Below are 25,965 nucleotides of genomic sequence, written 5' to 3' on the forward strand. Positions count from 1 at the left end.
CATCCTGAAGCCTTCCTGAAGCGCCATCCTGACGAGTCCTGTGTAAGAAACGCCATCATCCTGATGTTCGTTTCTCGTGTCGGCGTCCTGTCGACAGAAATAGAATCCGCTATTCCGCTTCGTCTTACAACCCACCCTTTCTGGGTTGTAAGCCGTAAGAAATCCCTAAAAACAATACGATGAACAAGTAATTCGTTGAAAAATAGAGTGATATTAATCTGAATTAAATGAGGTAATACTGAATCTTCAGCGATCTCTCACAAACGTTGTAAGAGATCTCTCACACGCGCTATAGCATCAAGGATTACAGAAGTGGCTCAAGTCGGGTAAGGAAATCCGCAAGAGAGGGGGCGAGAGTCTCGCGATTGCGGGTGCCGATAGTCTCTTTAACCACTTCACCTGACAGGTTACAGACGGAGATAACGTCCAGTTCGCTGTCCAGCGTGGCAATAAAGAGCGTCGGAGAAAGCTTCAGGCGTTTTTGCGTGACCAGGTGACCAATCAGGTTTTCCTGAACACGCTGCAGATCGTCTTCGCTCCAGGTCTGCAACAGCGTCAGCGTGATATCAGCAAAGCGCGCAGGCATATCCCCTGCGAACTGCGTGGTATAAAACGCATGAACTGCTGGTTGTACCACAATGTCCATTGCCCGCTCAACCGCATTTACATTTTGCTCGCCGTCGAAAGGTTTTGGCTGCCAGATAACGTAATCGTCGACTGAAGAGATAATGCACGGCGAAGGTACGCCATACAAATCAGCACTTTGCGGCCATGTCTGGTCCTTATCATGCCATGCGTCGCAATAGCGGGTCGTGAAGCTAGTGAGGGCATTTGCAGTTTCGATGTCCACCGATTTCTCTCTTCTTGTCAGACAGGATAAACTCAGGCCATAAGTGTACCTGTAAAGTGGCTATGAAACATGTCTTACGAAAATCATCAGGCGTTAACCGGCTTAACGCTGGGGAAATCGACCGATTACCGCGATACCTACGATGCAAGCCTGCTGCAGGGCGTGCCGCGCAGCCTGAACCGCGATCCTCTGGGCCTGCATGCAGACGCATTGCCGTTTGTCGGCGGTGACATCTGGACGCTGTACGAACTCTCGTGGCTTAACGCGCGCGGTCTGCCGCAGGTGGCGGTGGGCCACGTTGAGCTGGATTACGCCAGCGTTAATCTCGTGGAATCCAAAAGCTTTAAGCTCTATCTCAACAGTTTTAACCAGACAAAATTCAACAGCTGGGACGACGTTCAGCACACCCTGGAACGTGATTTAAGCGCCTGCGCGCAGGGAAAGGTGAGCGTTTCACTGTATCGCCTGCACGAGCTGGAAGGGCAGCCGGTCGCCCATTTTAACGGGACCTGCATCGACGATCAGGATATCGAGGTGGAGAATTATGAATTCAGCGCCGATTACCTCGAAAACGCGGCGACCGGAAAGGTGGTCGAAGAGACGCTGGTCAGCCACCTGCTGAAATCCAACTGCCTGATCACCCACCAACCGGACTGGGGTTCGGTGCAGATCCAGTACCGCGGCCCGAAAATTGACCGGGAAAAGTTGCTGCGCTATCTGGTGTCGTTCCGCCATCACAACGAATTTCACGAGCAGTGCGTGGAGCGTATCTTTAGCGATATTCAGCGTTTCTGCCAGCCAGAAAAACTGAGCGTTTACGCGCGCTACACCCGCCGTGGCGGTCTGGACATCAACCCGTGGCGCACCAACACCGATTTTGTGCCAGCAACGGGGCGGCTGGTGCGTCAGTAATATAAATATTTTCACAATATGCGCGGTATCTTCCGCGCTTTAGGTTGTGAAACGTCACGCGCCAGGGCTATTGTAATCAACAGGGAAAGACGATAATCGTCCCGTAAGGAGCTCACTTGATTACACATATTAGCCCGCTTGGCTCAATGGATATGTTGTCGCAGCTGGAAGTGGACATGCTTAAGCGCACGGCCAGCAGCGATCTTTATCAACTGTTTCGTAACTGTTCACTTGCCGTACTGAACTCCGGAAGCCTGACAGATAACAGTAAAGAACTGCTGTCCCGCTTCGAAAGCTTTGATATCAACGTGCTGCGCCGCGAGCGTGGCGTGAAGCTTGAAGTCATCAACCCGCCGGAAGAGGCCTTTGTCGACGGCCGTATCATTCGTTCACTTCAGGCTAACCTGTTTGCCGTGCTGCGTGACATCCTGTTTGTTAACGGGCAGATCCACAACGCAGGCCGTTTCCAGCATCTCGACCTGGAAAGCTCGGTCCATATCACCAACCTGGTGTTCTCCATTTTGCGTAACGCCCGTGCCCTGCACGTTGGCGAAGCGCCGAACATGGTCGTCTGCTGGGGCGGCCACTCCATTAACGAAACCGAATACCTTTATGCGCGTCGGGTGGGCACACAGCTTGGCCTGCGCGAGCTGAATATCTGTACCGGCTGCGGTCCGGGTGCGATGGAAGCGCCAATGAAAGGTGCCGCAGTGGGACACGCGCAACAGCGTTACAAAGAGGGACGGTTTATCGGCATGACCGAGCCGTCGATCATTGCCGCTGAGCCGCCTAACCCGCTGGTTAACGAGCTGATTATCATGCCGGATATCGAGAAACGTCTTGAAGCGTTTGTCCGTATCGCCCACGGCATTATCATCTTCCCGGGCGGCGTGGGGACAGCGGAAGAGCTGCTCTATCTGCTGGGTATTCTGATGAACCCGGCCAACAAAGATCAGGTTCTGCCGCTGATCCTGACCGGGCCAAAAGAGAGCGCCGACTACTTCCGCGTGCTGGACGAGTTTATCGTGCACACGCTGGGCGAATCCGCGCGTCGTCACTATCGCATCATCATTGACGATGCCGCAGAAGTGGCGCGCCAGATGAAAAAAGCGATGCCGCTGGTAAAAGAAAACCGTCGCGATACCGGCGATGCGTACAGCTTTAACTGGTCAATCCGTATCGCGCCGGATCTGCAGATCCCGTTCGAGCCAACGCACGAAAATATGGCGAACCTGAAACTCTATCCGGACCAGCCGGTGGAAGTCCTGGCTGCCGATCTGCGTCGTGCCTTCTCCGGGATTGTGGCGGGCAACGTCAAAGAGATGGGCATCCGCGCTATTGAACAGTACGGTCCGTACAAGATCCACGGCGACCCGGAGATGATGCGCCGCATGGACGACATGCTGCAGGGCTTTGTCGCTCAGCACCGCATGAAGCTGCCGGGCTCAGCCTATATTCCTTGCTACGAAATCTGCACATAACGCTCAACAGCATCTCATCAAAGCCGGGTCGCCCTGTTGCGCGTCCCGGCTTTTTTTATTACGAGGTAATTCATACGCATCACTTATGTCTTTTACAAACTATGCGCAAACGCAAACGATTACCTTGTTTTTTCAACCGTAAATTATCAGCCTTAATCCAAATTACCTGCCAGAAAATACTAAAAACCCATTTCTTTACAGCTAAAGACACCTATATCACGGGCCAGTCTTTCAGCTCACATGTCGCTGGTGGTAGCCTTCGCGCCCGTAAATTCTCTTTGACGTTTTTTTAACAGATAAATGGTCTAAAGATGCCCACATCATAAGTGGATTATTGCATTTGGGATCAGGATCACTGATAGATTCATAACTAGAATGTATCTTTCCGCCCGCCAATAGTTACGGGCGAAAATTATTAAAAAACCGTCACTGAACGAATTTCATATTACCGTCAGGCACTTTTTCATCGGATTTGACTAAAAACCTGACAATTTGCTTCCTCCAGGAGATACAGATGGAAACCACTCAAACCAGCACCGTTGCTTCGATTGAATCCCGAAGTGGTTGGCGCAAAACGGATACCATGTGGATGCTTGGCCTTTACGGCACAGCAATCGGCGCTGGTGTACTGTTCCTTCCTATCAACGCAGGCGTCGGCGGTCTGATCCCGCTGATCATTATGGCTATCATTGCTTTCCCGATGACCTTCTTCGCACACCGCGGTCTGACCCGCTTCGTGCTGTCCGGTAAAAACCCGGGCGAAGACATCACTGAAGTTGTTGAAGAGCATTTCGGCGTTGGCGCAGGTAAACTGATTACCCTGCTCTACTTCTTCGCGATTTACCCTATTCTGCTGGTCTACAGCGTGGCGATCACCAACACCGTTGAAAGCTTCATGATGCACCAGTTGCACATGACGCCGCCGCCGCGTGCGATTCTGTCGCTGATCCTGATCGTGGGCATGATGACCATCGTTCGCTTCGGTGAGCAGATGATTGTGAAAGCAATGAGCGTACTGGTCTTCCCGTTCGTTATTGCTCTGATGGTACTGGCTTGCTACCTGATCCCACAGTGGAACGGTGCAGCGCTGGAAACCCTGTCCCTGAGCAGCGCATCGGCAACCGGTAACGGCCTGCTGATGACCCTCTGGCTGGCGATTCCGGTGATGGTGTTCTCCTTCAACCACTCTCCAATCATCTCTTCTTTCGCTGTGGCGAAACGTGAAGAGTACGGTAATGGCGCAGAGAAGAAGTGCTCCAGCATCCTGGCGCGCGCTCACATCATGATGGTACTGACCGTAATGTTCTTCGTCTTCAGCTGCGTACTGAGCCTTTCCCCGGTGGATCTGGCGGCAGCGAAAGAGCAGAACATCTCTATTCTGTCTTACCTGGCGAACCACTTTAACGCACCGGTCATTGCGTGGATGGCACCAATCATCGCGATTATCGCCATCACCAAATCCTTCCTGGGCCACTACCTCGGCGCGCGTGAAGGCTTCAACGGTATGGTGATTAAATCTCTGCGCGGTAAAGGCAAGAGCATTGAAATCAACAAGCTGAACAAAATCACTGCGCTGTTCATGCTGCTCACCACCTGGGCGGTAGCGACCCTGAACCCAAGCATCCTGGGCATGATTGAAACCCTGGGCGGCCCGGTCATCGCGATGATTCTGTTCCTGATGCCGATGTACGCGATTCAGAAAGTCCCTGCTATGCGCAAGTACAGCGGTCATGTGAGCAACGTGTTTGTGGTTATCATGGGTCTTATCGCAATCTCTGCGATCTTCTACTCCCTGTACACCATGTTCTGATTATCACCCGCGCCGTCTTCGGACGGCGCACTCCTCCCTCTCTGACTGAAAGCAATGGACGCATCATGATTAGCGTATTCGATATCTTCAAAATCGGTATTGGTCCTTCCAGCTCTCACACCGTCGGACCAATGAAAGCCGGTAAGCAGTTCACGGATGACTTGATTGCACGCGGCATCTTGCATGACATTACCCGCGTGGTTGTCGATGTATACGGCTCGCTTTCCCTGACCGGGAAAGGCCACCATACCGATATCGCCATTATCATGGGCCTGGCGGGAAACCTGCCGGACACCGTTGATATTGATGCAATCCCTGGCTTCATCCAGGATGTGAACACCCACGGTCGCCTGCTGCTGGCGAACGGTGAGCATGAGGTTGAATTCCCGGTTGACCACTGCATGAATTTCCATGCGGACAACCTGTCGCTGCACGAAAACGGCATGCGCATTACCGCGCTGGCCGGCGACAAAGCGGTATACAGCCAGACGTATTACTCTATCGGCGGCGGCTTTATCGTCGACGAAGACCACTTTGGTCAAACCAATACCTCTTCTGTAGAAGTGCCGTATCCGTACAAAACGGCGGCGGATCTTCAGCGTCACTGCCAGGAGACGGGCCTTTCCCTCTCCGGCCTGATGATGAAAAACGAGCTGGCGCTTCACAGTAAAGAAGAGCTCGAACAGCACTTCACTAACGTCTGGGAAGTGATGCGCGGCGGTATTGAGCGCGGGATCACCACCGAAGGCGTTCTGCCGGGCAAGCTTCGCGTGCCGCGTCGTGCTGCAGCGCTGCGCCGTATGCTGGTGAGCACCGACAAAACGACAACGGACCCGATGGCCGTTGTAGACTGGATCAACATGTTCGCCCTGGCGGTAAACGAAGAGAACGCCGCAGGGGGCCGCGTGGTCACCGCGCCGACTAACGGTGCCTGCGGTATCGTTCCGGCGGTGCTGGCGTACTACGACAAGTTTATCCGTGAAGTGAACGCGAACTCACTGGCGCGCTACCTGCTGGTCGCCAGTGCGATTGGTTCGCTGTATAAGATGAACGCGTCTATTTCCGGTGCGGAAGTGGGCTGTCAGGGTGAAGTCGGCGTGGCGTGCTCCATGGCGGCGGCGGGTCTGGCCGAACTGCTGGGTGCAAGCCCGACACAGGTGTGCATTGCTGCGGAAATCGGCATGGAACATAACCTTGGGCTGACCTGTGACCCGGTTGCCGGACAGGTACAGGTACCGTGCATCGAACGTAACGCGATTGCCTCCGTGAAAGCGGTGAACGCGGCACGTATGGCGCTGCGCCGCACCAGCGAGCCGCGCGTCTGTCTCGATAAGGTTATCGAAACCATGTACGAAACCGGTAAAGATATGAACGCCAAATACCGCGAAACCTCTCGTGGCGGCCTGGCGATGAAGATTGTGACCTGCGATTAAGCCTCTCAGGAAGCCTCGTTTTGCGAGGCTTCTTCCTGTTTTCCCCACCATTCATAGTTTCACGCTGCTGACAGTGTTACCCTTCACGCATGAGATAGAAGGGAGATTATCTGTGGCCGTTCATTTACTTATCGTCGATGCTCTTAACCTGATCCGCCGTATCCATGCGGTACAGGGGACGCCTTGTAAAGACACCTGTCTGCACGCGCTGGAACAGCTTATTCGCCACAGTGAACCCACCCACGCGGTCGCGGTATTTGATGACGAAGCCCGCAACACGGGCTGGCGACACCAGCGTCTGCCCGACTACAAAGCCGGACGCGCCCCGATGCCGGACGATCTTCACGCTGAATTGCCCATGCTGCGCGCTGCATTTGAACAGCGGGGCGTTCCCTGCTGGGGTGCACAGGGAAATGAAGCCGACGATCTCGCGGCCACCCTGGCCGTAAAGGTGGCAAGCGCCGGACATCAGGCCACTATCGTTTCAACTGACAAAGGCTACTGCCAGCTGCTTTCTCCGACTATCCGCATTCGCGACTATTTTCAAAAACGCTGGCTGGACGCGCCGTTTATTGCCAGCGAGTTCGGCGTCTCGCCTGAGCAACTGCCGGATTACTGGGGGCTGGCAGGCATCAGCAGCTCTAAGGTTCCGGGTGTCGCCGGTATTGGGCCGAAGAGCGCCGCGCAGCTGCTGAAGGATTTTCAGAGTCTGGAAGGGATTTACGCCCGTCTGGATGAGGTGCCAGAAAAGTGGCGCAAGAAGCTGGAGGCGCATAAAGAGATGGCGTTTATCTGCCGGGAAATCGCAACGCTACAGACGGATTTACAGCTGGACGGGAATTTACAGCAGTTGAGATTAGAGCGTTAACGCTTTTCTGTAGGCCCGGTAAGCGTAGCGCCACCGGGCAAAACAAAGCACGTACTATCGTTCGTCGCGACGTCCGCCGACCGCAGCCCACCAGCGACGAATATGCACCGTCACCTCTTCACGGTCGTGATACAGCTGACGCGCCTGGATCTCCACGTTAATACCGTGCTCGTCCATCTGCTCCTGAATGTAGGCCAGGTTCTGCGATACTTCCTCATAGCGCTTTTTCATCGGCAGCTTGAGGTTGAAAATGGTCTCACGACACCAGCCGTTCACCAGCCAGGAGGCCATCAGCGCGGCGACTTTTGCCGGCTTCTCAACCATATCGCACACCATCCACGAGATGTTGTTACGGTTCGGGCGATAGCGGAAACCGTCTTCCCGCAGCCAGGTAACCTGCCCGGTGTCCATCAGGCTTTGCGCCATTGGACCGTTATCAACGGACGATACCCACATATTGCGTTTCACCAGCTGATAGGTCCAGCCGCCCGGGCACGCGCCAAGGTCGACGGCGTACATGCCGTTTGCCAGACGTTCATCCCACTCATCCGCCGGGATAAAGACGTGGAACGCCTCTTCCAGCTTGAGCGTGGAACGGCTTGGCGCATCGGACGGGAAGCGCAAACGCGGAATGCCCATAAAGAAGGGAGAGTTGTTGGTGGTGTACGAATAGCCTGTATAGCAACAGCCCGGTGCGATAAAGAAGATATGCACCACCGGACGCTTCGGTGTTTCGTAGTTCGTCAGCACGCCCGCATCACGCAGCGCCGCACGCAGTGGCACGGTGAACTTACGGCAGAACTTCATCAGCTCTTTACTTTCGTTGGTATCCGCCACTTCAACGCGCAGATCGCCGCCTTTCTCCACCACGCCCTGCAGCATGCCGACAATTGGCGTGATGCGGTCTTCCGGCGGAAGATCCTTCAGCAGCTCACCCGCGACAAACATCTGGCGAGCAAAGATCAGCGAGCTGAACGGCAGCTCGCGCGCCAGCTTGTCTGCGTCTTCAGGCTGATAGCACTCGAATACCACATAGCCCGCGTTTTCTTTTACGCGGGCAAAGCCGAAGACTTCGCGCTTCGCCGCTTTATCGGTAATTTCCGCGGCGCACTCTTTCTCAAACCCCGGGCGACAATATAAAACAACCTTATTCATGAACAACGCCCTTGCGTTTCAGACGGATAGCTCCGATAAACATTAATACCCAACCCGCCAGAAAGCTGAAGCCGCCGACAGGTGTAACGAACGCCCACAGGCGCAAATGTGAGAGCGCAAGGCAGTACAGGCTACCGCTGAACAACACGGTACCCAGCGCCATAAACACGCTGCTCCAGTAAAACCAGATACTGATACGACGCTGCATCGCCACCGCCAGCCCAAAAATAGCCAACGTGTGGAACGCCTGATATTCAAGGCCGGTCTGGATCCAGCCCATCTCTACTGCGCCTAAAGACTTGCTTAATACATGTGCGCCAAAGGCGCCCAGTGCAACAAAAATAAAGCCACTCACCGCGGCAAAAATCAGCATGAATCGGCTGGTCATGTTTAAGTCCTGAGTTGATGCGTGCCCGGCACACAAACGTTATTGCTCATACCTGAAGCGGAATTTTTCTTGCTCGGTTGCCGCTTTCGCCAGTATCCACTGCCGGAAGGCGGCTATTTTACCCAGTTCTGCCTGACTGTCATGACAAACCAGATAAAACGCATTCTTGCTGACCAGTACATCATTAAAAGGGCAAACCAGGCGGCCTGCCTCAATTTCGGACTGCGCCATGACGTTGTTCGCCAACGCCACGCCCTGCCCGTGAATGGCAGCCTGTAACACCATCGCACTGTGGCTAAAAATGGGTCCCTGCTGCACGTTAATATGTGTAAGACCTAATTGACGGGTATAAGTTTGCCAGTCGCGGCGAGAGGCATCATGCAAAAGCGTATGCTGAGCCAGGTCAGCGGGTGACTTCAGCGCCTTCTCACCTGTTAACAGAAGAGGAGAACAGACCGGCAGGAGATATTCTGCGTATAATTTTTCTACGCGCAAGCCCGGCCAGTTACCGCGACCATAAAAAATGGCGACATCCACGTCATCGGCCAGCTTATCCTCCTGACGATCTACCGCCTGGATTCGAACGTCGATCCCCGGATAAGCTGAGTTAAAGCTTGAGAGTCTTGGCACCAGCCAATGAATGGCAAAACTGGGCAATAAACTGACGGTCAGAGCACCTTTTGCACTGCGAGCCTGCAGCTTACGCGTGGCTTCCGTAAGCTGGGAAAAAATCTCTTTAATATCCTGAAAATAGCTCTGCCCCTCTTCGGTCAACAGCAACGAACGGTTGCGTCGACGAAACAGCTTAAGGCCCAGAAAATCCTCCAGAGACTTGATTTGGTGACTTACTGCGGCCTGTGTCACAAAAAGCTCATCTGCTGCGCGGGTAAAGCTCAGATGACGTGCTGCTGCATCAAAAACTCGTAATGCATTAAGAGGTGGCAATCGCTTTGACATGGTTATCTGGCTTAGATGTTAACGGGATTTAACAAACAGGAAACAACGTTTAACCTATTAGTTTTTTTTATCTGAGCCATTATAATTTGTCCGTTGAGGAACTACCAGCAAATACCTATAGTGGCGGCACTTCCTGAGCCGGAACGAAGAGCTTTTTTCGGAATGCGTGTTCTGAAGGGCTTTTGGCTTACGGTTGTGATGTTGTGTTGTTGTGTTTGCAATTGGTCTGCGATTCAGACCACGGTAGCAACGCTACCAATTTTTCACTTCCTGTACATTTACCCTGTCTGTCCATAGTGATTAATGTAGCACCGCCAATTTGCGGTGCTTTTTTTTCGCCTGCGATCTGTTAATGCTCGATCTCTTTCATCTCTTTCACGTCCGTGCGGTTGATCTGCTGCTTGTTCCCGTTAGCATCTTTGTACGAAATCATCCCGGTATCATTATCGGTAGTCGGTTTCCCTTCCGAAACGATAGAACGACCATCGTTGGTGTGCATCACGTAGTTGTTACCGGAACAGGCGCTCAGGGCAAAAGTAAACGCACAGGCAGAAATGATTGCAGCTGTCTTATTCATGATTATTCTCCTTTAGCAATTAATGCTATTCAAACCTCGATTTATAACAGGCTAAAACATCCGCCTAACACTATTTAGCATAACCTGCTTTTTTGAGGTCGTAAGGATAAGCAGACAATTCTGATAGATATCAACCTCCTTGCCCTGCCGCTGAAATTGCGCGACGATCGCTATATTGAAATGAGGAATCCCATGAACGCTTTCAGTCCTGCGCAGTTCCGCGCACAGTTTCCGGCCCTGGCCGATGCCGGTATTTACCTGGATAGCGCCGCCACCGCCCTTAAGCCACAGGCGGTGATTGAGGCCACGCAGCAGTTCTACAGCCTGAGTGCCGGGAACGTGCATCGCAGCCAGTTTGCCGAAGCGCAGCGATTAACCGCGCGCTACGAAGCCGCACGCGATCAGGTCGCTCGCCTGATCAATGCCGAAAGCGGGAAAAACATCGTCTGGACGCGCGGCACGACCGAAGCCATCAATATGGTGGCCCAGTGCTACGCGCGCCCGCTGCTTCAGCCGGGCGATGAGATCGTCGTCAGCGAGGCGGAACATCACGCGAACCTGGTGCCATGGCTGATGGTGGCAGAGCAAACGGGTGCACGCGTGGTGAAGCTTCCACTGGGTGCAGACCTTCTTCCCGACGTTGCCCGTCTCCCAGAGCTGATTACCCCCCGCAGCCGCATTCTGGCGCTCGGACAGATGTCGAACGTCACGGGTGGTTGCCCGGACCTGGCTCAGGCCATTCGCATCGCCCATGCCAGCGGGATGGTGGTGATGGTCGACGGCGCTCAGGGCGTGGTGCATTTCCCCGCTGATGTGCAGGTGCTTGATATCGATTTCTATGCCCTCTCAGGACATAAGCTCTACGGGCCAACCGGTATTGGGGCGTTGTACGGCAAGTCTGAACTGCTGGCAAAAATGACGCCGTGGCTCGGTGGCGGCAAAATGATCACCGAAGTGTCGTTCGATGGCTTCAAAACTCAGGATGTTCCCTATCGCCTGGAGGCCGGTACGCCGAACGTGGCGGGGGTGATTGGCTTAAGCGCGGCGCTGGAGTGGCTGGCAGAAACAGACATCGTTCAGGCTGAAAGCTGGAGCCGGGGGCTGGCGACGCTGGCAGAGGAAGAGCTCAAAAAGCGCCCGGGCTTCCGCTCGTTCCGCATTCAGGACTCAAGCCTGCTCGCCTTTGATTTCGCGGGCGTTCACCATAGCGACATGGTGACGCTGCTGGCCGGGTACGGCATTGCCCTGCGTGCCGGACAGCACTGCGCCCAGCCGCTGCTGGCGGCGCTTGGCGTTAACGGTACGCTGCGCGCCTCGTTTGCGCCGTATAATACCCAAAGCGATGTCGACGCGCTGGTTGCCGCCGTTGACCGCGCCCTTGAAATACTGGTGGATTAATGACTAGCGCTGCTTTAGCCGGACATCCGTTTGGCACGGTCATCACAGAAGAGACCTTAAAACAGACCTTCGCCCCGCTCCAGCAGTGGGAAGATAAATATCGACAGCTAATCCTGCTGGGTAAACAGCTCCCGGCCCTTTCAGACGATCTCAAAGCGCAGGCGAAAGAGATCGCAGGCTGTGAAAACCGCGTCTGGCTGGGGGTTAGCGTTTCCGGCGAGAAGCTGCACTTCTTCGGCGACAGCGAAGGCCGCATCGTTCGGGGCCTGCTGGCCGTATTGCTGACCGCTGTGGAAGGGAAAAGCGCGGCGGAATTGCTGGCACATTCGCCGCTGGCGTTATTTGATGAGCTGGGGCTGCGCGCGCAGCTCAGCGCCTCGCGCGGTCAGGGGTTAATCGCGCTCAGCGACGCGGTACTGGATGCCGCACGTCAGGCCCAGGCCTGACGTTCCGCCTTCGCCAGCATTTTCTTGAGGGCGTGAGACACCGCCACAAAGCCGAAGGAGGCGGTCACCATGGTGGCCGCACCAAAACCTGAGGCGCAATCCATTCGTTTTGGCCCTTCCGCCGTGCTTTTCATCGCGCAGACTGAGCCATCCGCCTGCGGGTAGACCAGCGCTTCGGTCGAGAACACGCAGTCGACGCCGAGCTTACCTTTGCTGTTCTTCATCACGTTAAAATCGCTCTTCAGGCGCTCGCGCAGCTTGGCCGCCAGCGGATCCTGAATGGTTTTCGCCAGGTCGGCCACCTGGATCTGCGTCGGATCGATTTGCCCACCCGCACCGCCCGTCGTGACCAGCGGCACCTTGTACCGACGGCAGTAAGCGATCAACGCCGCTTTTGGCCGCACGCTGTCGATGGCGTCAATCACATAGCTGTAGCCTTTGCTCATGTACTCCGCGACGTTATCTGCCGTCACAAAATCATCAATCACCGTGACCCGACATTCCGGGTTTATCAGGCGAATACGATCCGCCATGACCTCAGACTTCGCCAGGCCGACGTTATCGCGCAGGGCGTGGATTTGACGGTTGGTGTTGGTGACGCAAACGTCATCCATGTCAATCAGCGTGATTGCGCCAATACCGGTTCTCGCCAGCGCTTCTGCCGCCCACGACCCCACACCACCAATGCCCACGACGCAGACGTGCGCATCCGCAAACAGCTGCAGGGCTTTTTCACCATATAAACGTGCCGTCCCGCCAAAACGCTGGCGCCAGGCGTCGCTGATTACCACAGACATAAAACCTCAGATGTAAAAAGGGTGAGGTTTTCCTCACCCTGAACAGTAATCCGTATTGCGCTCAGAATACCACAATCAGCCGCTGAATACGTTTCCAGCTCCCGGAGCTGCCTTCAGTACCCACACGCGTCCGTAGTGGTTATACCAGCCCGCGCGATGGCCTGCGTCAGGGCCAATGCCCTGATAGATGTCAAAGTGCTGGCCTTTAATCGCCCCGCCGACGTCCAGCGCCACCATCAGACGCAGCTCATACTGACCGTTGAACTTGCCGTTATTGTCCAGCAGAGGAACCTCAGCCAGCAGCGTGGTGCCTGCAGGAATAATCGAACGATCCGATGCTACCGACGCGCGGCCAATCAGCGGAACCGCGCTGGCCCCTTTCACCGGCGCGAAGTTTTGCGGTTTGAAGAAGACGAACGACGGGTTCTGCTCCAGCAGCTCGCGCACCTCGGCTTCGCTGTGTTTCTCGCCCCACTCGCGGATCGCCTGCATCGACATATCTTCTTTCTTCACTTCGCCGCGGTCGATCAGCACTTTACCGATGCTGCGATAGGCGTGGCCGTTTTTACCGGAATAACTGAAGAAGTTAAGCGGCGACCCGTCGCCAAAATCAATGTAGCCGCTGCCCTGAACGTCCATGATGAAGTTATCCATCAGGGAGTTGCTGTAGGCCAGAACGTAGTTTTCGCTCAGCGCACCGGCGTAGATCTCAGCGCGAGACGGCAGACGACCGCGTTTTGGCGGCATACGATAGATAGGATACTGGAACTCGCCCTGACGCGAGTGTCGTGCCTGGATAACCGGGGTGTAGTAACCGGTAAACTGGACGTTGCCGTAGTTATCGGCCCCTTCCATCTGCCAGGCGTCGATACCAAACTGGCGCATGTTGCGCGTATCGCCGCCTGCTTTAAGCCAGTCCTGGACCGCGCTATAAACATTGTTCTGTGAGCTATACAGACGCGGCGACGCGTTGCGGATCTGGTAGACCTGCTCAGAGAAATCACCGGCATTAATCGGTGCGCCGACGGCATCAGGCTGATTAACTAAAGAGAAAGGCTGGGATAACTTCCCGTCTTTATACTGTTGACCGCGATCGGTCGGTTTGGAAGAACAGGCCGCAAGAATCGCTACCATTGCGCCCGCCATCAGATACTTCGCCCAACGTCCTTTCATTATATCTCGTCTTTAAGTTGCCCATTTCCGCGTGATGAAGATAACAAACCGCCAGGGCTAATGAAATGCGATCGCATGCCCTTTGGCAAATTTTGCGCAAAAAATAGTCCAAACAGAGCCATGTCGTTCAATTTGCATACAAAATCATGATTTATGTGAAAAAGGGGTTGCATCACAAACCTATCCGAGTATAGTGCGCATCCACGGACGCGGGGTGGAGCAGCCTGGTAGCTCGTCGGGCTCATAACCCGAAGGTCGTCGGTTCAAATCCGGCCCCCGCAACCAATTAAAATTTGATGAAGTATCTTCTACGACTGTAGAAAGACGGACGCGGGGTGGAGCAGCCTGGTAGCTCGTCGGGCTCATAACCCGAAGGTCGTCGGTTCAAATCCGGCCCCCGCAACCAATCAAATTTGAAGAAGTAAGTTTCTACACGAGTAGAAAGACGGACGCGGGGTGGAGCAGCCTGGTAGCTCGTCGGGCTCATAACCCGAAGGTCGTCGGTTCAAATCCGGCCCCCGCAACCAACACTTCTGAAAACAATAAACACCCTCAAGGGTGTTTTTTTGTATCTGTCGTTTGTGAATTTGCCGGGCGTTTACCCGGCTGAAAGCGTTATCCGCGTCGCGCCAGCGTCGCCCCGTCAGAGAAATACGCCCGTATCCCCGCCAGAATCGACTCCGCAACCTCCTGCTGGAATTTTGCCGTCTTGAGCTTACGCTCCTCTTCGACGTTACTGATAAAGGCGGTTTCAACCAGAATGGACGGAATATCCGGTGCCTTGAGTACCGCAAATCCGGCCTGTTCAACGCTGTTTTTATGCAGCTTATTGATGTTCCCCAGCTTGCCCAGCACCGCTTTACCAAACTTCAGGCTGTCGTTAATGGTCAGCGACTGCACCATATCGAACATGGTGTGGTCGACGTAGCGGTCGCCGCTTTTGCTCACGCCACCAATCAGGTCAGAGGCGTTCTGACTGTCAGCCAGGAATCTTGCTGCGGTACTGGTCGCGCCTTTGGTTGAGAGCGCGAACACCGACGAGCCGCTTGGCTGGCGGCTGGTAAAGGCATCCGCATGGATCGACACGAACAAATCGGCGCGCTGCTTCTGCGCTTTCGCCACCCGGACCTTCAGCGGGATAAAGATATCTTCATTGCGCGTCATATAGGCGCGCATATTGCCTTCTTTATCAATCAACGCCTTCAGGCGGCGGGCAATTTGCAGCACCACGTCTTTTTCACGCGTGCGGTATTTCCCCACCGCGCCGGAGTCTTCGCCGCCATGGCCGGGATCGAGCATGATCACAATCGGACGATCGCGCCCTGCTTTTCCGGGCTGCGGGCCACTTTGCGCAGGCGGTACCTGACGCTGAAGATCGCCCTTGTTGTAGTCTTCCAGCAGAGCGAGAAGCGGATCCTGGATATCCGTTGCGTTGGCCGGGTAGAGATCCATCACCAGGCGCTCTTTAAACGTCGCGACGGGCGCCAGGGCGAACAGCTGCGGCTTAACGTTCTGTTTAAGCTCAAACACCATGCGCACGGTTTGCGGATCAAACTGCCCGACGCGCGCCGATTTAATAAACGGATCGTCGCCGCGGATCTGCGCCGCCATCCCTTTCAGCACGGAGTTGAGGTTAACGCCTTCGAGATCCACCACCACGCGTTCCGGGTTGCTGAGGGCAAATTGCTTATATTTCAGCACGCGATTGGATTCGACCGTCACGCGCGTATAGGTCGACGACGGCCATACGCGCACCGCCACCACCTGACTCGTGGCGGCAAGACCGACCTGACTGACGCTAAGCAACCACATTGCCCCGGCCCCTTTTAACAAACGGCGGCGGCTTATTGCTGAATTGGATCCCGACATGCTTCTCCCGAGCAAGAACACTGACTGATATACAAAATGTCCAAATTGACCGAAAACTTTAACGAATGACGCATAAACTGTCATCTATAAAAGGGTAAACAATCATACGCTAACGCACGGATTACTTACCAATTTCTGTGGGTAGCGGAAAATTTGCACTTGCACACGCGGCCACAATCGAATAAAAATACAGAAATTACGAATAAACATTCATTAAGGGTTGTGCCATGGTGAAGGAACGTAGAACCGAACTGGTCCAGGGATTCCGCCATTCTGTTCCCTATATCAACGCCCATCGGGGAAAAACGTTTGTCATCATGCTTGGCGGCGAAGCCATTGAGCATGAAAATTTTTCCAGCATCGTCAATGACATTGGCCTGCTGCACAGCCTCGGGATCCGCCTGGTGGTGGTGTATGGCGCGCGTCCGCAGATCGACGCCAACCTGGCCGCTCACCACCACGAGCCGATTTACCACAAACACACCCGCGTCACCGATGCCAAAACCCTGGAGCTGGTGAAACAGGCGGCGGGTCTGCTGCAGCTGGATATTACCGCGCGTCTCTCCATGAGCCTGAACAATACGCCGCTGCAGGGCGCGCATATCAACGTCGTGAGCGGCAACTTTATCATTGCCCAGCCGCTCGGCGTGGACGATGGCGTGGATTACTGCCACAGCGGCCGTATCCGTCGTATTGATGAAGAAGCTATTCACCGCCAGCTGGACAGCGGTGCCATCGTGCTGATGGGCCCGGTCGCCGTTTCCGTGACCGGCGAAAGCTTTAACCTGACGTCAGAAGAGATTGCCACGCAGCTGGCGATCAAGCTGAAGGCGGAAAAAATGATTGGGTTCTGCTCCTCCCAGGGCGTCGTGGACGCTGAAGGAACAATCGTACCGGAACTCTTCCCGAATGAAGCCCAGGCTCGCGTGGAGGCGCTGGAAGCCGAAGGCGATTACCACTCCGGCACCGTCCGCTTCCTGCGTGGTGCCGTGAAGGCCTGCCGCAGCGGCGTGCGCCGCAGCCACCTGATCAGCTATCAGGAAGACGGGGCCCTGCTGCAGGAGCTGTTCTCCCGCGACGGTATTGGTACACAGATTGTGATGGAGAGTGCGGAGCAGATCCGCCGCGCCACCATTAATGACATCGGCGGCATTCTGGAGCTGATCCGCCCGCTGGAACAGCAGGGCATTCTGGTACGTCGCTCACGCGAACAGCTGGAGATGGAGATCGACAAATTCACCATTATTCAGCGCGATAACCTGACCATTGCCTGCGCCGCGCTCTATCCGTTCCCGGAAGAGAAGATCGGTGAAATGGCCTGCGTGGCGGTGCATCCTGATTACCGTAGCTCTTCACGCGGCGAAATGCTGCTTGAACGCGTGGCGGCACAGGCGCGCCAGATGGGGCTGAGCAAGCTGTTCGTCCTGACGACGCGCAGCATTCACTGGTTCCAGGAGCGCGGATTCACGCCGGTGGATATCGATTCTCTGCCGGAAACGAAGAAAGAGATGTACAACTATCAGCGTCGTTCAAAAGTGCTGATGGCTGACCTGGGATAATACAACGCTTGCCGGGTCGCGCTGCGCGTACCCGGCCTGGATATCTGGCGTTGTTCAGAGTGACTCAAATATCGCGCCCAGCCCGCTTCGGCGTTCCGTTCGGGTGGCGATCGCCTGCACCAGCACCCGCTCATCGGTATAGAGCGAAAGACGCTGACGCGCGCGCGTAATGGCGGTATAGATCAGCTCGCGGGTAACGACGGGTGAAAGCTGCGTGGGCAGGATCAGCGCCGCATGGTTAAACTCGGAGCCCTGGGATTTATGCACCGTCATCGCCCAGGCGGTTTCATGCTCGGGCAAACGGCTGGGCTGGAAGGACTTCACGCTCCCGTCCGGCATCTGGAACCAGACGCGCAGGCCCTGGCCGCAGTCGAGTGCAATCCCGATATCCCCGTTAAACAATCCCAGCGCGCTGTCGTTGCGGGAGATCATCACCGGTCGCCCTTCATACCATCGCGAGTGCGGGGTACGGTTAATTTTGCGTTTTTGCGCCAGCAGCTGTTCCAGCCTGTCGTTCAAACCCCGGACGCCAAAGGGGCCTTCCCTCAGCGCACAGAGCAGCTGGTATTCGCCAAACGCGGCAATGACCTGCTCCGGCGTACTTTGCTGTTGTACGCCCGTCAGAAAGTGCTGATACCCCTGCAGGGCGTCGTCCAGCATCGCCTGATACTCTTCCCCACTTTGCAGCGATTTTTTCTCAATATCCGTAAAGGTACCGTCAAATACCGCTGTGGTGGTGCGCCGGTCGCCCCGGTTCACCGCCGCCGCAAGCTGGCCGATGCCGGAGTCGCTGCCGAAACGGTAGCTTTTTTGCAGCAGACACAGGCTGTCGCGCAGCGCCCCTGCAAGCGAATGGTTTTCAGACGTGAGCGAACATCCGGTGAGACGGGCCAGCTCCTGCGCGCGTTCCGCGGTATATCCCAGGCTGGCATAGGTGCAGATATCCCCCAATACGGCTCCCGCCTCTACGGAGGCAAGCTGGTCGCGATCGCCGAGGAAAATGACGCGCGCGTGCGGCGGTAGCGCATCGATCAAACGCGACATCATCGTCAGGTCAATCATCGACGCTTCATCCATGACCAGCACGTCAAGGTGCAGTGGGTTACCGGCATGATAGCGCAGACGCTGGCTACCCGGCTGTGCGCCAAGCAAACGGTGCAGCGTGCTCGCTTCATTGGGGAAAAGCGCAAGCTGCTCCCCGGTTAGCGGCAGTTTTTGCAGCGCGCCGCCTAACGACTCCGTCAGACGTGCCGCCGCTTTACCGGTGGGGGCGGCCAGGCGAATACGGCACTTTTTCTCACCCGATAGCTGAATCAGCGCGGCAAGCAGTTTTGCCACAGTGGTCGTTTTCCCGGTGCCCGGGCCGCCAGAAATCACCGAGATCCGTCGCGTTAAGGCCACGGCTGCCGCCACTTTCTGCCAGTTTGTCTCGTCGTCAGAGGTAAACAGCGTATCCAGCGTTTGCCGGAGCTGCGCTTCATCGCAGGGAAGCGGGGCGTTGGTCTCGCTGAAGAAGCGCGCTACCGTCAGTTCGTTACGCCACAGCCGGTTAAGATACAAACGCTCGCCGACAAGGATCATCGGCGTCCCGGTATCGGCTCCGCTTACGGCAGGCGAGCCGAGTAATATCTCCTGCCAGTCCACTGCGTCACCCAGCTGCGCGAAACACGCCTGTAAAGCCGGAGGCATTTTCTCATCCACAGCCAGACGCGACAGCGGCAGACATACGTGGCCTTCCCCCGCGTCTTTACTCAGAATGGCCGCGGCCAGCATGACGGCAGGCTCCTCGCCTGCCACCATCATGGCGAACTGCACATCCAGGTGACGCAGTAACCGTTGTTCAACCGCGTCCAGCAGTAGCGCCTGCATCGTCATGCCACCTCCTCCGTGCTTGCAGCAAACAGATTATCCATTTTTTCAATCAGTTCCGCAGCCGGACGCGTACTAAAGACGCCGGAACGCGGGTCGTTACCATCCACTCCGCGCAGGAACAGGTAAATGACGCCGCCAAAATGATCTTCGTAGCGGTAATCGGCCATGCGATGGCGGAGGTAACGGTGCAGCGCAAGGGTGTAAAGCTGGTACTGCAGATCGTAGCGATGCATTTGCATTGCCGATGCCATCGCGTCCTGGGTGTAGGCTTCGCTGCTTTCACCCAGCCAGTTCGATTTGTAATCCAGCAGGTAGTAGCGCCCTTCGTGGCGGAAAACCAGGTCGATAAAGCCTTTGAGCATCCCCTGTACCTGGCGGAAGTTCAGAGGCGGGCATCCGGCGGATAACGGATCGTACTCACGGATCAGCGCATCAAGCGCCTCGGCCCTGAGCGGGCTGGCGATGGGGAGATAAAACTCCATCTCCACCTGCTTATCTTTGGCAGTCAACTGGTTCAGCGAGATCCCCTGCGTCGTGAGCGGCGCGTGCAGTACCGCGCGGATCCAGTCGGTGAGAACCGGCTGCCACTGCGCGTCGTAGCCGCCACTCTGTAACATTTTCAGCACCCACTCTTCGGAAACCGGCTGGGTAAAATCCAGCTCTTCAAACAGGCTGTGCAAAAACGTACCCGGCGAGGCGCCGCGCGGGAACTGGTGCGGCGTGAGCACCGGCTCAGCGGGTACGCTACCGGCTCCTGCGGCATCCACGTCCAGTTTTGGCATCAGATCCTGCGCAATACTCTGCCCGTGCTGCTGCAAACCGGAGTAGCTGGTGACGCGCCAGTCGTCGGCAATGGTACGCACAACCTGGCGGGCATGGAGCTCTGACTCACGCAGCTCCGGCATCTGCCAGCGGCTGTTGTCGGGCTGCGACGGAATATGCAGGGCAACATGCTCCGTGCAAAGCGATTCGATGCACTGGCGCAGGCCCACCGCATCTTTGGGTTCGCCGTGCTGAATAAGCCGCCCCAGCGCGCTCAGATGAAAATCACTCTCCCCGCTCTTTTCGCCACGGCGACGGAACAGCGGCGCAACGCCCAGGCTGCAGTGCCAGACCGAACGGGTCAGCGCCACGTAAAGCAGGCGCAGGTCTTCCGCCAGACGCTCGGCTTCGGCCAGCTCAACGCTGGACTCCGCGTTGCTGAGATCGAGCACCGCCTCAAAAGACTCGCGATCGTGGTAAAAGGCCTGATCCTGCACGCGATAATTGGCGATAAACGGCAGCCAGACCAGCGGATATTCCAGGCCTTTCGACTTGTGAATGGTGACGATCTGCACCAGATGTTTATCACTCTCAAGGCGCATCTGCTGGCTGGACGAATTACTGTTCGGATCGGCAATCTGCTGCGCCAGCCAGCGTACCAGGGCGTGTTCGCTCTCCAGCTGCGTACCGGCTTCCTGCAGCAGTTCGCTGATATGTAAAATATCGGTCAAACGGCGCTCGCCGCCTGCTGTCGCCAGCATATTCTCCGCAATGTGGCGCTGCGCCATGAGCTCGCGCACCATCGCCATGACTCCACGCTTCTGCCATTTTTCGCGGTAGCGAACAAACTCTTCTACCACGGCATCCCACGCGGCTTCGTCATTGTTCAGCGCATCAATATCCCGCGCGTTCAGCCCGAGCATCGCGCTCGCTAATGCGCTACGCAGCGTGCTTTCCCGCTCCGGGGCCAGCACGGCCTGCAGCAGCCATAGCATCTCCTGCGCTTCCAGCGTTTCAAAGACGCTATCGCGGTTCGAGAGATAGACGGAGGGAATATTCAGTAACGTCAGAGCGTCGCGGATGAGCGCGGCCTCCTGACGGCTGCGCACCAGCACCGTGATATCGGATGCCTTTACCGGGGTTGGTTTATCCCCCTTCCACAGCAGCGCTTTACCGTGCGCGCCCGCACTGAGCCAGTCGCGGATTTGCGCGGCACAGTGCTGGGCCATCGCATTTTGATAGTCGGCAACGCCGCAGCCTTCCCCGTCCAGCAGCCAGAAGTTCATGGCAGGCTGCGTCTCGCCGTTGAACTCGAAGCGCAACGAGGCATTTTTCTCGGCAAATTTTACCGGCTGAAACGGGATCTCACGGAACATAAACGCCGTATCCATGCGGCTGAAGAGCGCGTTGACGCTTTCCACCATGCCGGGAGAGGAGCGCCAGTTAGTATCAAGAGTGTAGTGTGCGTCAACTTCGCTACGGGCTTTCATGTAGGTGAAAATATCCGCACCGCGGAAGGCGTAGATGGCCTGTTTCGGATCGCCGATTAACAACAGCGCGGTACCGGGCTGCTGGCGCCAGATACGGCGGAAAATGCGGTATTGCTGAGGGTCGGTATCCTGAAATTCGTCAATCATCGCCACCGGGAACCGGGTGCGGATCGCGGCGGCAAGCGCTTCGCCATTTTCACTGCATAGCGCCGCATCGAGGCGGCTCAGCATATCGTCAAACCCCAGCTCACCCCGGCGGCGTTTCTCACGCGCGACGGCGTCGCGAATTTCCGTCATGGCGCGGGTAATCATCAGATCGTTGAGCGTTAAGGGCTCAGCCAGCAGGGTTTCAATCGCCACAAACAGAGGATGCTCAGGCACAATGCCGTCGGCTTTGGTCCGCTCAGCCAGGAAACGTTGGGAGAATTTCTCCAGCGCATCCGGGAGCTGGTAGCCTCGCGTCTCTTCCTGCGCCCAGGCGCTGATCTTGTCGATCCATTTCCCCTGATTGCCGCGGTTAAACTTGCGTCGATCAATCCCGGAATTTTCGATGATTGCGTCAATCTCGCCAACGGACTCAATCCATTTTTGCTTGATATCGGCAATTCTCGCGATGATTTTTTCATGGCGTGAGGCCAGGGTTTCATCCGCAGGCGGCGGGGATTTGATGACCGGTGCTTCCCCCTGCAGATAACGATCGATAGCGCGCAGCAGCGCCTCCGGGCCCTTCCACAGCGCATGTACCGCTTCGGCGATATCGCGCTGTAACGGGTAGCAGTGGCGACGCCAGAAATCCGCGCAGGCCTGATAGCGAAGCACGGATTCATCTTCAATGAGCTGCTGTTCAAACAGCATCCCGGATTCAAACGCATTCAGGCTCAGCATACGCTGGCAAAAACCGTGAATGGTGAAGACGGACGCTTCATCCATCTGCCGTTCAGCGAGCAATAGCCACTGGGCTGCCTGTTGCTTATCGGCAATTTCTTCCAGAAGGCTCGCGTAGAGAGGGTTATCCGTGCTCTGACGCAGACAGGCGATGCGCAGCACGCGGATATTGCTGCGAATACGGCCCCGCAGCTCAGCGGTGGCAGCCTCGGTGAAGGTCACCACCAGCAGTTCCTCCACGCTCAAAGGACGTGGAAAAGCGGCGTTGCCGCCAAGCCCCAGCAGCAGACGCAGGTACAGAGCGGCAATGGTGAAGGTTTTTCCCGTTCCCGCTGAGGCTTCAATCAATCGTTCACCCTGCAGAGGTAAACGTAAGGGATCAAGGGACTCAGCGGTATCGGTCATTCTTTCTTACTCCAGGGCATAGATTGCTGCAGCGCGCTGACGCTCTTCCAGACTTTCCAGCCTTTCGGGTTCACGTACTCCGTTTTCCCGTTCTGGCTACCGGAAACCTGAGACAGGATAGTGATTCCCTGCGGCTTAATGACCGCCTGATGGAAGAAGTCTGCAACCTTCTGCGGCGTCAGCTGTTTTATCTCGGCCACTACTTTATCACGCGAATCAAATTTCAGATTACCGCGATCGAAATCTTTGCTCAGCTGCGAGGCTTCTTCACCCAGCGTCTGCGGCGGCTGCATCACCTGTGCGATGACGGCCTGCTGGATCTGCCCAAACTCTTCCGGCTTCATGGCGCGCAGTTTCGCTTCCACCTGCGGGAAGAAGGCCTGGTAACGCTTCCAGAGATACGCCGGTTGTTTATCGCTGCTTTGCAGCAGGAAACCCAGTCCCCACTGTCGGCCTACGTTCATGGAGAAGGCAAACACCGCGTAGCCAAGCTGCTCCTCAGTGCGTAACTGGTTATAGAACCACGGCTGAATAATTTGCCCCAGTACGGCACTCTGCGCCGAGCTGGCGAATTCATCATAGCCCGTTGGCACAAATACCGCGGCCAGCGCGGAATCCGTGCTGTTACCCGCCTTTTCAAAAATCACATTCTGTTTTTTCTCAACCAGCACGTCCTGGTTGCGGCACCACTCGTCGCCTTTCGAACCGAGCTGAGTGCGTACATTCTCTGCCAGGGTTTTGGCCTGATCCTCACTCATGTTGCCAACGATCAGGAACTCCGGACGCGTGTTGGTTTTCAGCGCGTCACGGTAAGCCAGCACGTCTTTTAAGGTGATCGAAGGCAACAGCGCGCGGCGGTCCTCTCGCTGGAAATAAGGAACTTGCGACAGCATTTGCGCCGGCATAAGCGCCATATCGTAAGCTTTGCCCTTCTCCGCAGAATCCATCATCTGCGCATACCACGATTTGGCCTGTTCAAGCTGCTCTTCCGTCGGCGTATAGCTGAAATAGCCCTCCAGCAGTGCCTGGAACAGCTGAGGCAAACGCTGGGTATAGCCGTTTGCATTGAGCATCAAACCGTTGTTGGCGTTGGTGGAGAAGCTGATCCCGCCCACGGCCGCCTGGTTGCTGAGCTGATCGAGCGCAATCCCGGCGAGATAGTCATTGAGCGCGAACATCACCTGATTTTTAGCGCTGTTCATCGCTTTCGGGTTACGCAGCACCACGCTGACATCGGCCTTTGGCTCGCTTGCGAAGTAGCGGCTGGGGGTGTACACCACGCGCAGCGTCGGTTCATCAACGATGAGCGCCGGGTGCGGGTAATCTTTAGTCGTTTTGGTCAGCGAGAAGTCATCCGGAATATAGGGGTTCAGCTCCGGCAGCTTCAACGCAATCTCCCCGGCCTTCTTCTGCCAGTCGGCGAAGGTCTGCGCGCTGATTTTGTCCACCTGATAAGGAGCATCGACAAAATACGCCGTCTTGTTATGCGGTTCGTTCGGGCTGATGTACCAGATGCGGGCATTCTCCGGCGTCATCATCGCCAGGCGGGCTTTTACCGCATCGGCATCATAGCGGTCGGCAATATTGACCGCATCGAGGGTGTGTTCCACCGGCACGCGGATCATGGTATCCGCCAGCCACTCAACGTAATCCATATCGCGGGTAATGGACGGGTAACGGAAATCGAGATCCAGCACGTGGGCGAGCTCATCAAAGTAGCGCTTATCGACGCCTTTCTCACGCAGTAAAGAGAGGTAGCTGAAGATCGCCGCCACCACTTCGTCACGGTTTGCCAGGCCCTTGTCGGTCAGGGTGGCGGAGATCGCCAGCACGCCGCTATTGCCGTTCACAACCGGATCGGAGTCGGCGCGAATACCTTCCACCAGCCCCTGTTTTTGCAGCCAGTCAGAAAGCGTACCCGGGCTACGGTTACCTATCAGATAGGTCACCAGCTCATCGGTTTTACTGCGAAACTGTGCGGTGTTGTTATCGATGCGGAATTCCACGCGCAGCACTTTGCGCGGCAGCGCAGGCACGTAGTGGATCACGATGCCCTTTTGCGCATCCGTGACCACCGGTACGTCTATCTGCGGCAGGTCGATATTTTTATTCGGCACCCGGCCAAACGTTTTAGCCGCCATGCCTGCCAGTTCTGGCAACGGTTTATTGCTGTAGATGACCGCTTTCATCAGGTTGGCGGAGTAGTATTTATCGCGAAACGCGTGCAGGGCATCAAGCACCGGGCTGTTCGGTTTGTCGCTTAACGTCTCAAGGTTACCGCCGGAGAAGCGCGAACCCGGGTGCGCAGGGTTGATGGTTTCGGCGCTGACCTGGGCCATGCGCATACCGTCTCGCGTGCGGGCAAGGGTCAACTCAGCATTGACGGCATTGCGTTCACGGTCGGCATATTTTTTATCCAGCAGGGGGGCGGCGATGGAATCAGCAAGGCGATCGACCGCGCCTTCCAGCGCATCATTTTCGACTTCAAGATAAAAGGCCGTGCGGTACGGTGCCGTACTGGCATTGTGGCTGCCGCCATGCATTTTCAAAAATTCGGACAGGCTATCCGGCTGCGGGTATTTTTTTGACCCCATCAGCGTCATATGTTCCAGATAATGTGCAAGCCCAGGATGCGCGTCAGGATCTTCCAGCGATCCAACCGGCACCACTAATGCCGAGAGGGACTTCACCGCCTGCGGATCGGAAACCAGCAGCACGGTCATGCCGTTATCAAGACGAATAGCCTGATATTGACGGGTATCTTTTTCGCTTTTACGAATAGTTTCCTGAACGGGTTGCCAACCGGAGTCTGCCTGAGTGACAGGTACCCAGAGGGCGAAAAACAAAACAAACGCTTTAAACAAGGTGCTACCTCTTT

Annotated in this window: 19 protein-coding genes and 3 tRNA genes; 11 read left to right on the forward strand and 11 right to left on the reverse strand. The window is 55.9% G+C overall.

Annotated features, from left to right (window positions below; all coding sequences use genetic code 11):
* Positions 1 to 304: 304 nt before the first annotated feature.
* A complete protein-coding gene (gene syd / locus ACWKXN_RS14530) occupies positions 305 to 850 on the reverse strand; it encodes a SecY-interacting protein (RefSeq protein WP_454543955.1) in 546 nt (181 codons plus the stop codon).
* 69 nt (positions 851 to 919) lie between these two features.
* Between syd and queF the strand changes: the two genes are divergently transcribed.
* From queF to xni, 5 genes are all read left to right on the forward strand, one after another.
* Positions 920 to 1,762 carry an NADPH-dependent 7-cyano-7-deazaguanine reductase QueF gene (gene queF / locus ACWKXN_RS14535; protein WP_454543956.1) on the forward strand — a complete coding sequence of 281 codons (843 nt, stop codon included), beginning with the start codon at positions 920 to 922 and terminating at the stop codon, positions 1,760 to 1,762.
* Positions 1,763 to 1,878: 116 nt separating this feature from the next.
* On the forward strand, positions 1,879 to 3,243 hold the full coding sequence (ppnN, locus tag ACWKXN_RS14540; protein WP_047060004.1) for a nucleotide 5'-monophosphate nucleosidase PpnN: 1,365 nt from the start codon (positions 1,879 to 1,881) through the stop codon (positions 3,241 to 3,243).
* Between the two features lie 514 nt (positions 3,244 to 3,757).
* A complete protein-coding gene (locus tag ACWKXN_RS14545; protein ID WP_029741560.1) occupies positions 3,758 to 5,053 on the forward strand; it encodes an HAAAP family serine/threonine permease in 1,296 nt (431 codons plus the stop codon).
* A 65-nt stretch (positions 5,054 to 5,118) separates the two neighbouring features.
* Positions 5,119 to 6,486 (forward strand): L-serine ammonia-lyase, encoded by a 1,368-nt coding sequence (locus ACWKXN_RS14550; protein WP_033146431.1) that lies wholly within the window; start codon positions 5,119 to 5,121, stop codon positions 6,484 to 6,486.
* A gap of 112 nt (positions 6,487 to 6,598) precedes the next feature.
* Complete coding sequence (gene xni / locus ACWKXN_RS14555; RefSeq protein WP_048979245.1) at positions 6,599 to 7,354, forward strand: flap endonuclease Xni; 756 nt, start codon at positions 6,599 to 6,601, stop codon at positions 7,352 to 7,354.
* 54 nt (positions 7,355 to 7,408) lie between these two features.
* On the opposite strand, the gene rlmM is transcribed toward xni, so the two are convergent.
* From rlmM to ACWKXN_RS14575, 4 genes are all read right to left on the reverse strand, one after another.
* Positions 7,409 to 8,509: a 23S rRNA (cytidine(2498)-2'-O)-methyltransferase RlmM gene (rlmM, locus tag ACWKXN_RS14560; protein WP_023309030.1), complete on the reverse strand. Its 1,101-nt coding sequence runs from the start codon at positions 8,507 to 8,509 to the stop codon at positions 7,409 to 7,411.
* Positions 8,502 to 8,897, reverse strand: a complete 396-nt coding sequence (locus tag ACWKXN_RS14565; protein WP_023309031.1) for a DUF423 domain-containing protein — start codon at positions 8,895 to 8,897, stop codon at positions 8,502 to 8,504. The genes rlmM and ACWKXN_RS14565 overlap by 8 nt, the downstream gene beginning before the upstream one ends.
* 39 nt (positions 8,898 to 8,936) lie before the next feature.
* Positions 8,937 to 9,854 carry a glycine cleavage system transcriptional regulator GcvA gene (gene gcvA, locus ACWKXN_RS14570; protein WP_023309032.1) on the reverse strand — a complete coding sequence of 306 codons (918 nt, stop codon included), beginning with the start codon at positions 9,852 to 9,854 and terminating at the stop codon, positions 8,937 to 8,939.
* Between the two features lie 349 nt (positions 9,855 to 10,203).
* Positions 10,204 to 10,431: a YgdI/YgdR family lipoprotein gene (locus tag ACWKXN_RS14575; protein ID WP_008499648.1), complete on the reverse strand. Its 228-nt coding sequence runs from the start codon at positions 10,429 to 10,431 to the stop codon at positions 10,204 to 10,206.
* 192 nt (positions 10,432 to 10,623) lie between these two features.
* On the opposite strand from ACWKXN_RS14575, the gene csdA reads away from it, so the two are divergent.
* The gene (csdA, locus tag ACWKXN_RS14580) at positions 10,624 to 11,829 is read left to right on the forward strand and encodes a cysteine desulfurase CsdA (protein ID WP_454543957.1); all 1,206 of its coding nucleotides are present in this window, start codon (positions 10,624 to 10,626) and stop codon (positions 11,827 to 11,829) included.
* Complete coding sequence (gene csdE / locus ACWKXN_RS14585) at positions 11,829 to 12,275, forward strand: cysteine desulfurase sulfur acceptor subunit CsdE (protein WP_023333259.1); 447 nt, start codon at positions 11,829 to 11,831, stop codon at positions 12,273 to 12,275. The genes csdA and csdE overlap by 1 nt, the downstream gene beginning before the upstream one ends.
* On the opposite strand, the gene tcdA is transcribed toward csdE, so the two are convergent.
* Both tcdA and mltA read right to left on the reverse strand, forming a co-directional pair.
* Positions 12,260 to 13,072, reverse strand: a complete 813-nt coding sequence (gene tcdA, locus ACWKXN_RS14590; RefSeq protein ID WP_454543958.1) for a tRNA cyclic N6-threonylcarbamoyladenosine(37) synthase TcdA — start codon at positions 13,070 to 13,072, stop codon at positions 12,260 to 12,262. The two genes, csdE and tcdA, sit on opposite strands and share 16 nt — an antisense overlap.
* 75 nt (positions 13,073 to 13,147) lie before the next feature.
* Positions 13,148 to 14,245, reverse strand: coding sequence for a murein transglycosylase A (mltA, locus tag ACWKXN_RS14595; protein WP_048979242.1), 1,098 nt, complete (start codon positions 14,243 to 14,245; stop codon positions 13,148 to 13,150).
* 208 nt (positions 14,246 to 14,453) lie between these two features.
* Here mltA and ACWKXN_RS14600 point away from each other — a divergent pair.
* From ACWKXN_RS14600 to ACWKXN_RS14610, 3 genes are all read left to right on the forward strand, one after another.
* Positions 14,454 to 14,530, forward strand: a tRNA-Met gene (locus ACWKXN_RS14600).
* Positions 14,531 to 14,574: 44 nt separating this feature from the next.
* Positions 14,575 to 14,651 (forward strand) — tRNA-Met (locus ACWKXN_RS14605).
* Between the two features lie 44 nt (positions 14,652 to 14,695).
* Positions 14,696 to 14,772 (forward strand) — tRNA-Met (locus tag ACWKXN_RS14610).
* 88 nt (positions 14,773 to 14,860) lie between these two features.
* Here ACWKXN_RS14610 and amiC read toward each other — a convergent pair.
* Positions 14,861 to 16,114, reverse strand: coding sequence for an N-acetylmuramoyl-L-alanine amidase AmiC (amiC, locus tag ACWKXN_RS14615; protein ID WP_029740496.1), 1,254 nt, complete (start codon positions 16,112 to 16,114; stop codon positions 14,861 to 14,863).
* A 227-nt stretch (positions 16,115 to 16,341) separates the two neighbouring features.
* Between amiC and argA the strand changes: the two genes are divergently transcribed.
* Complete coding sequence (argA, locus tag ACWKXN_RS14620) at positions 16,342 to 17,673, forward strand: amino-acid N-acetyltransferase (protein ID WP_023309037.1); 1,332 nt, start codon at positions 16,342 to 16,344, stop codon at positions 17,671 to 17,673.
* Between the two features lie 54 nt (positions 17,674 to 17,727).
* On the opposite strand, the gene recD is transcribed toward argA, so the two are convergent.
* Genes recD through ptrA form a run of 3 tightly spaced genes read right to left on the reverse strand, consistent with a single transcriptional unit; the run spans position 17,728 to position 25,951 of the window.
* The gene (recD, locus tag ACWKXN_RS14625; RefSeq protein WP_454543959.1) at positions 17,728 to 19,548 is read right to left on the reverse strand and encodes an exodeoxyribonuclease V subunit alpha; all 1,821 of its coding nucleotides are present in this window, start codon (positions 19,546 to 19,548) and stop codon (positions 17,728 to 17,730) included.
* Positions 19,545 to 23,087 (reverse strand): exodeoxyribonuclease V subunit beta, encoded by a 3,543-nt coding sequence (gene recB, locus ACWKXN_RS14630; protein ID WP_454543960.1) that lies wholly within the window; start codon positions 23,085 to 23,087, stop codon positions 19,545 to 19,547. Before recB ends, recD begins: the two co-directional genes overlap by 4 nt.
* Positions 23,084 to 25,951 (reverse strand): pitrilysin, encoded by a 2,868-nt coding sequence (gene ptrA / locus ACWKXN_RS14635; RefSeq protein ID WP_337037997.1) that lies wholly within the window; start codon positions 25,949 to 25,951, stop codon positions 23,084 to 23,086. Before ptrA ends, recB begins: the two co-directional genes overlap by 4 nt.
* Between the last annotated feature and the right edge of the window lie 14 nt (positions 25,952 to 25,965).

This window comes from Enterobacter sp. UPMP2060 (genome assembly GCF_053709655.1).

Excerpts from the sequence above, each read along its gene's own strand:
- queF (WP_454543956.1), top strand. The coding sequence starts at position 920 with ATGTCTTACGAAAATCATCAGGCGTTAACCGGCTTAACGCTGGGGAAA.
- ACWKXN_RS14545 (WP_029741560.1), top strand. The coding sequence starts at position 3,758 with ATGGAAACCACTCAAACCAGCACCGTTGCTTCGATTGAATCCCGAAGT.
- ACWKXN_RS14550 (WP_033146431.1), top strand. The coding sequence starts at position 5,119 with ATGATTAGCGTATTCGATATCTTCAAAATCGGTATTGGTCCTTCCAGC.
- rlmM (WP_023309030.1), bottom strand. The coding sequence starts at position 8,509 with ATGAATAAGGTTGTTTTATATTGTCGCCCGGGGTTTGAGAAAGAGTGC.
- ACWKXN_RS14565 (WP_023309031.1), bottom strand. The coding sequence starts at position 8,897 with ATGACCAGCCGATTCATGCTGATTTTTGCCGCGGTGAGTGGCTTTATT.
- gcvA (WP_023309032.1), bottom strand. The coding sequence starts at position 9,854 with ATGTCAAAGCGATTGCCACCTCTTAATGCATTACGAGTTTTTGATGCA.
- ACWKXN_RS14575 (WP_008499648.1), bottom strand. The coding sequence starts at position 10,431 with ATGAATAAGACAGCTGCAATCATTTCTGCCTGTGCGTTTACTTTTGCC.
- csdA (WP_454543957.1), top strand. The coding sequence starts at position 10,624 with ATGAACGCTTTCAGTCCTGCGCAGTTCCGCGCACAGTTTCCGGCCCTG.
- csdE (WP_023333259.1), top strand. The coding sequence starts at position 11,829 with ATGACTAGCGCTGCTTTAGCCGGACATCCGTTTGGCACGGTCATCACA.
- tcdA (WP_454543958.1), bottom strand. The coding sequence starts at position 13,072 with ATGTCTGTGGTAATCAGCGACGCCTGGCGCCAGCGTTTTGGCGGGACG.
- mltA (WP_048979242.1), bottom strand. The coding sequence starts at position 14,245 with ATGAAAGGACGTTGGGCGAAGTATCTGATGGCGGGCGCAATGGTAGCG.
- amiC (WP_029740496.1), bottom strand. The coding sequence starts at position 16,114 with ATGTCGGGATCCAATTCAGCAATAAGCCGCCGCCGTTTGTTAAAAGGG.
- argA (WP_023309037.1), top strand. The coding sequence starts at position 16,342 with ATGGTGAAGGAACGTAGAACCGAACTGGTCCAGGGATTCCGCCATTCT.
- recD (WP_454543959.1), bottom strand. The coding sequence starts at position 19,548 with ATGACGATGCAGGCGCTACTGCTGGACGCGGTTGAACAACGGTTACTG.
- recB (WP_454543960.1), bottom strand. The coding sequence starts at position 23,087 with ATGACCGATACCGCTGAGTCCCTTGATCCCTTACGTTTACCTCTGCAG.